The 5,815-nt window shown below is 65.6% G+C and carries 4 protein-coding genes; 3 read left to right on the forward strand and 1 reads right to left on the reverse strand.

Features of this window, described 5'->3' with window-relative positions; all coding sequences use genetic code 11:
- Positions 1-31 precede the first annotated feature (31 nt).
- From ACKOB8_RS07205 to ACKOB8_RS07215, 3 genes are all read left to right on the forward strand, one after another.
- Positions 32-2,785 (forward strand): aminotransferase class I/II-fold pyridoxal phosphate-dependent enzyme, encoded by a 2,754-nt coding sequence (locus tag ACKOB8_RS07205; protein WP_526376535.1) that lies wholly within the window; start codon positions 32-34, stop codon positions 2,783-2,785.
- 48 nt (positions 2,786-2,833) lie between these two features.
- Positions 2,834-3,481: an Rv1363c family protein gene (locus ACKOB8_RS07210; RefSeq protein WP_526376536.1), complete on the forward strand. Its 648-nt coding sequence runs from the start codon at positions 2,834-2,836 to the stop codon at positions 3,479-3,481.
- Between the two features lie 131 nt (positions 3,482-3,612).
- Positions 3,613-4,065 carry an Rv1363c family protein gene (locus ACKOB8_RS07215; protein WP_526376537.1) on the forward strand — a complete coding sequence of 151 codons (453 nt, stop codon included), beginning with the start codon at positions 3,613-3,615 and terminating at the stop codon, positions 4,063-4,065.
- A 62-nt stretch (positions 4,066-4,127) separates the two neighbouring features.
- Here ACKOB8_RS07215 and ACKOB8_RS07220 read toward each other — a convergent pair.
- Positions 4,128-5,815 (reverse strand): hypothetical protein (locus ACKOB8_RS07220; RefSeq protein ID WP_526376538.1); only part of this gene is annotated, 1,688 nt, incomplete at its 5' end.

Here is a 5,815-nt window from a genome sequence, read left to right on the forward strand (position 1 = left end):
CTTGCGCAACCCTGCCACTAATCTGGCGGACATGGCAGAGACGCCGCAGATGTACAACAGCGTGTGGCAGCTGCGGGCGGACTCCTGGTGTCGCCTGGAGGATGCCGCCGACAAGCTTGCCCGGACATCCGCGGCGGGCAGGCCCACCGACGGCCAGTACGGGGTCTGCGAGGCTTTGCTGGAAGAGCTTGCGCCGCTGGAGCCCTACTGGGCCTACCCGGGCGACGCGCAGTTCGCCAAGCTCGGCCGGATGTTCGCGGCCGGTGACTACGGCAAGTTCGCGCAGGCCGTCACCTTCATCAACCACTCGCTGACCCGCGGGTGGTACCGGACCGGCACCTCCGAGGGCGCCGGCATCGACGACGAAGAGTTCCCCGGGATCGACCCCAACCGGCTTGACGTGCCGCAGATGGGCAAACGCGAGCCGCTGTACTTCGAGGTCCTGGTAGTCGAGGACATCTCCGAGTCCCAGGAGCGCATCCTGCGCCGCGAGGTGCACAGCTGGCGCCGCGCCGACGGCGAATTCGTCTACGAGATCGTGGTCGTGCGCAATGCCGTGGAGGCGCTCATCGCGGCCCGGCTGAACGTGAACATCCAAGCGGTCGTCATCGGGCGCCGGTTCGGCTCGCACTCCACACGGGATCTCTCGGCGCTGGCCGATTTCGTCGACTCCGGTATCGCCGATGGACTCGCCGAGGACAAGACCTCCGATGAGCGCGCGGAGGTCCTTGCCGCGGCGCTGACCCGGCTGCGACCAGAGCTCGACCTCTACCTGACGACCGAGGTCGACGTGGAGAATGTCGCCGGCCGGCTCGGCAAGTACTTCCAGCGGGTGTTCCACATCCGAGACGGCCTGCTCGAACTGCACCTCAGTGTCGTGCGCGGGGTCGCGGCACGCTACCGCACCCCCTTCTTCAGCGCGCTCAAGCAATACAGCCAGCGCCCGACCGGCGTCTTCCACGCCCTGCCGATCTCGCAGGGCAAGTCGATCGTGAACTCGCACTGGATCAAGGACATGGTCGACTTCTACGGACTCGACGTCTTCATGGCCGAGACCTCGGCGACCTGCGGGGGACTGGACTCCCTGCTGGAGCCGACGGGGCCGCTGCGCGAAGCCCAACAGCTGGCCGCCGAGGCTTTCGGATCACGGCAGACCTACTTCGTCACCAACGGAACATCGACGGCGAACAAAATCGTCACCCAGTCCCTGGTCGCCCCGGGCGACATCGTGCTGCTGGATCGCAACTGCCATCAGTCGCACCATTACGGGATGATGCTCGGCGGCGCCAACGTCGTCTACCTTGAGGCCTATCCGCTCAATGACTACACCATGTACGGCGCGGTGCCGCTGCGGGGGATCAAGGCGCAACTGCTGGAACTGAAGCGCGCCGGCAAGCTCGATCGCGTCAAGATGATCGCGCTGACCAATTGCACCTTCGACGGGATCGTCTACGACGTCCAGCGCGTGATGGAGGAATGCCTGGCGATCAAACCTGATCTGGTCTTCCTCTGGGACGAGGCGTGGTTCGCCTTCGCGCGTTTCCACCCCATCACCCGCACCCGCACCGCCATGGAGGCGGCCCGTCGCATTCGCGACCGGCTGCAGGACGCCGGCTACGCCGCGACCTGCGAGCAGCAACTGGCCCGCGATGCCGCGAATCCGCCCTCCGATGAGGAGTTGTTGGACCGTCGGCTTACGCCGGATCCGGCCAAGGCCCGCGTGCGGGTCTACGCGACGCAGTCGACGCACAAGACGCTGACCTCGCTGCGGCAGGGCTCGATGATCCACGTCTTCGACCAGGACTTCGAGCAGAAGGTCTCCGAACCGTTCCACGAGGCCTACATGGCGCACACCTCGACCTCGCCGAACTACCAGATCCTGGCATCACTCGATCTCGGGCGCCGGCAGGTCGCGCTGGAGGGTTTCGAGCTGGTGGCCCGGCAGATCGAGCACGCCATGCAATTGCGCAACGCCATCGACAACCACCCGCTGCTGAGTAAGTACATGTGCTGCCTGCGCACCTTGGACATGATCCCCGAGGATTTCCGGGACAGTCACATCGGTCAGCCGCTGCGCTCGGGACTGCGCAGCATGGCGAAGGTCTGGGAGGTGGACGAGTTCGTCCTGGATCCATCCAGGATCACCCTGTCGATCGGTCGCACCGGCTACAACGGTGACGAGTTCAAGCGCGTTCAGTTGATGGATCGCCATGGTGTGCAGATCAACAAGACTTCGCGCAACACTGTGCTGTTCATGACCAACATCGGCACCACACGCAGTTCGGTGGCCTTCCTGGTCGAGGTTTTGGTCAAGATCGCCAGTGAGCTCGAGGAACACATCACCGAGATGGGCCTGAGCGAACGCGGACGCTTCGAGGACAAAGTCCGCCGGCTGACCACCAACACCGCACCGCTGCCCGATTTCAGCGGTTTCCACCCGGTTTTCCGTGACTTCTCGGGTTCGGTCGAGACGCCCGAGGGTGATGTCCGCCGAGCGTTCTATCTGTCCTACGACGACGCGAACTGTGAGTACCTCTCCGCCGAGCAGATCGAGGAGAAGTTGGACGCCGGTGTCGACGTGGTATCGGCCACTTTTGTCACGCCCTATCCGCCCGGTTTTCCGGTTCTGGTTCCCGGCCAGGTGTTCAGCCGGCAGATACTGGACTTCGTCCGTCAGTTGGACACCCCGGAAATCCACGGCTTCCGGCCGGATTTCGGTTATCGCGTGTACACCGAGAAGGCGATCGAGATGTCCGGTGCTCCCTCTTCGGGCCAGCGTGGATGAGCCGGTAGCCTGAGGCTGCCCGACATCCGACCAGTGTGAGGAGCGGCTGTGCCCGATGAGGACCTGGCCGTCGCCCATGCCGAGATCACGGTCGCCGCGGACGAGCGCGCTGTCGAACCCGTTGTCAAACCCACTGTCAAACCCACTGTCAAACCCACTGCCGAACCCACTGTCGAACTCGCTGCCGAGGACGCCCCGTCACGACACCTGCGACCACCTGCGGCCCTCGTGGTACCGATCGTCGGCCTGGTGTTGGTGACGATCCTGGTCGGGCTGTGCGGTTGGCTGGGGTTCAAGGTCTACCAGGCCCGCCAGACCGAACGGCTACACGCGTTGCTCGTGCAGGTCGGTAAGCAGGGGGCGGTGAATCTGACCACGATCGACTATCAGAATGCCGAGGCCGACGTGCAGCGGATTCTGGACTCCTCGACCGGGCAGTTCCGGGACGAGTTCGACCAGCGCGCGAAAGCTTTTATCGAGGTCGTGAAAAAAGCACAGTCCACGTCGACGGGCACGGTCACCGAGGCAGGTCTGGAGTCGGTCGACGGCGAGGAGGGCCGTGTGTTGGTGGCGGTCACGGTGAAAACCGTGAACCGGGGCGTTCCCGATGAACAGTCGCGGTACTGGCGGATGCGCATGACGGTGACCAGGGAGGGGGAGAGCGCCAAAGTGGCGAGGGTGGATTTCGTGCCATGACAGAAGACCAAACAGAAGACCAAACAGAAGACCGAATAGAAGACGAAATAGCGCGCATCACAAGAGATCTGCCGCCTGCCGCCGACCAACCGGAGGGCCCGGTCGATCGGCGGCGCCTCGTTGCCTTCGGGGTGCTGCCGGTGCTGGTGGTGGTACTCGGTGGGGCCGCGAGTTACCTGCAGTGGGACTTGTCCGCACGGCACGGCGCGCAGACGGCCGCCGATGAGTCGGTGGCCGCCGCGCGTGATGCGGCCGTGGCGATCTTGAGCTACCGCGCCGACAGCGTCGAGCAGGACCTGACCGCTGCGCGCAGCCGGCTCACCGGCGACTTCCTGGAGGCCTACAACCAGCTGGTGAGCACGGTGGTCATTCCGGGCGCCAAGCAGAAGAAGATCTCCGCGGCCGCGAAGGTGCCGGCCGCGGCGTCGGTCTCCGCCGACCGGAGCCGGGCGGTGGCGCTGTTGTTCATCGACCAGACGATCACCGTCGCCGCTGACGCCCCCACCACCACCGCCTCCAGCGTGCGGGTCACCCTGGAAAAAGCGGGCGACCGGTGGCTGGTGTCCGGCTTCGACCCGGTCTAAGAGAATCCCGATGAATCGGCAACTGCGCACGGGGAGAAGGGGCCGGCGCATCCTGTCGTGACTCAGCTGGTGCGGCCGGGGTCGCCCCACAGCGATCCGTCGGCCGCGGCCACCACCGCGTTGTAGCGATACGCGGTGCTCAGTGACTCGTCCATGCGGTGCAGTTTGGCGAAGTCTCCCCACGACGCTGCTCCGGGCTGGCCGGTGAATTGGAAGTCCATGAACGCATCCATGCCGACGGCGTCGAGTCGGGTGAGGTAGTCGCGGTAGATCTCACCCATCCGCGGATCATTGCTTGCCGCGTAGAAAGCGTTCTGGTAAGGCCCGTTTCGGCCATCGAGGTGCGCGCCACCCTCGTAGGCGACGAGCTGGACAGGTCGTCCCAGTCGGGCTGACCAGTCCGCTGCCAGTTGCTCGTGGTCGCGCGTCCACTGCACCGAGGTTTCCACATTGGTGCGGGTGTCGGCGATCACCCGATCAACAGTCGTCGCGGAGGTGTAGCCGGCCCGCTGCTCGTCGGTCGGCGTGATGTAGGGAGCGATGGCGATCGCGTCGAATGAGCCGCCCATGTTCTCCAGCACCTGATTGGTGACCCAACTGACCGCCGCCCACCCGGCTGCCACCCGAACCAGTTCCAGATCGGACTGGCCGGCGAACACATCTGACCAGATGTCCAGGTCGCGCTTCGCTTCCCGGCCGGCGACGATCCACTGCCCGAAGTCGGGATCCAGTCCGGCCGCCCGAGCCTGATCGGCGACCCATGCGGAGCCTTCGAAGCCCCAGCCGAAATTCCAGATCTCGTTGGACCACTCGACGTAGACCGCACGGTGGGGCTCCAGATGATCGCGCACGTAGGTGGCGAAGTTGCGTACGAACGTGTCATCGGCCCGGTGGGGCATGTTGAACCAGGGGTCGGCGTCGAGTTCGTTGGCCAACTCGACCAGGTATTCCACCGCGACTCCGTTGACGGTCGGTTCGCTCGGCGTTCCCCCCGGGCCCGAGCCCTGCCGGATGTCGTCGGCATCGCGGCGCTGCGACCACGTCGCGATGTCGGAGGTGTTGGTCTCCTGCATCGCCATGAAACGCAACGTCCCGAACGGTGCCAGCCGCTCCAGGAAAAGCGGGTGGAAGGGGGAGAAGGCGGCCCCCGGCTGCCAACGTTGCCCCACGAAGCTCTGCCCGTTGTAGTCGGGCATCCAGACGTTGAAGTCCCGCACCGGATCGCCCGGAGCGGTCTCCTCGATGCGCAGGTAGATGCCGCTATCGGAGGGTGTCACCTGTAGGTCGGCGAAGTTGCGTCCGGAAGCGGTGCGCCCGGTCGCCGTGACCTGAGCGTCGAAGCCGAAGCTCACCACGCCGGTGCCGTCCCACTCGGCGTGATAGGTGCCGCCCGCGTAGCCGCCGCCGAGCCCGTTGAACATCAGCGTGCCGGCGAACTGCCGCATCGCGACGCCGTTGCGCGTCCAGGTCTTCAACGAGCGCACGTTGCCGTCGGAGTCCAGGTCCAGGGTGGGCGCATCGGCGGCCTCCCAGGACAGCCCGAACGTCTGCGGGTTGAACGCCTGGGAGATCCACGGCCGCGATGCTGTGAAGGCATCGGTGAAGGTCCACGCCGGTGACCAGTCGACCACGTTTTCCAGGTTCATGCCCACGGCCATGTGCCCGGTGCCGGGCCCGCCGGTGGTGACGGAGCTGACCCTCACGGTGACGGTGGAGGTGCTGGTGTCGCCGCGCGGTCCGAGCCGTCCGA

Origin of the sequence: Mycobacterium sp. (assembly GCF_046091765.1) — a bacterium.
In the GTDB taxonomy this organism is placed as follows: Bacteria; Actinomycetota; Actinomycetes; order Mycobacteriales; family Mycobacteriaceae; genus Mycobacterium.

Bases quoted from the DNA above. Each gene is read 5' to 3' on its own strand.
- ACKOB8_RS07205 (WP_526376535.1), top strand. From the start codon at position 32: ATGGCAGAGACGCCGCAGATGTACAACAGCGTGTGGCAGCTGCGGGCG.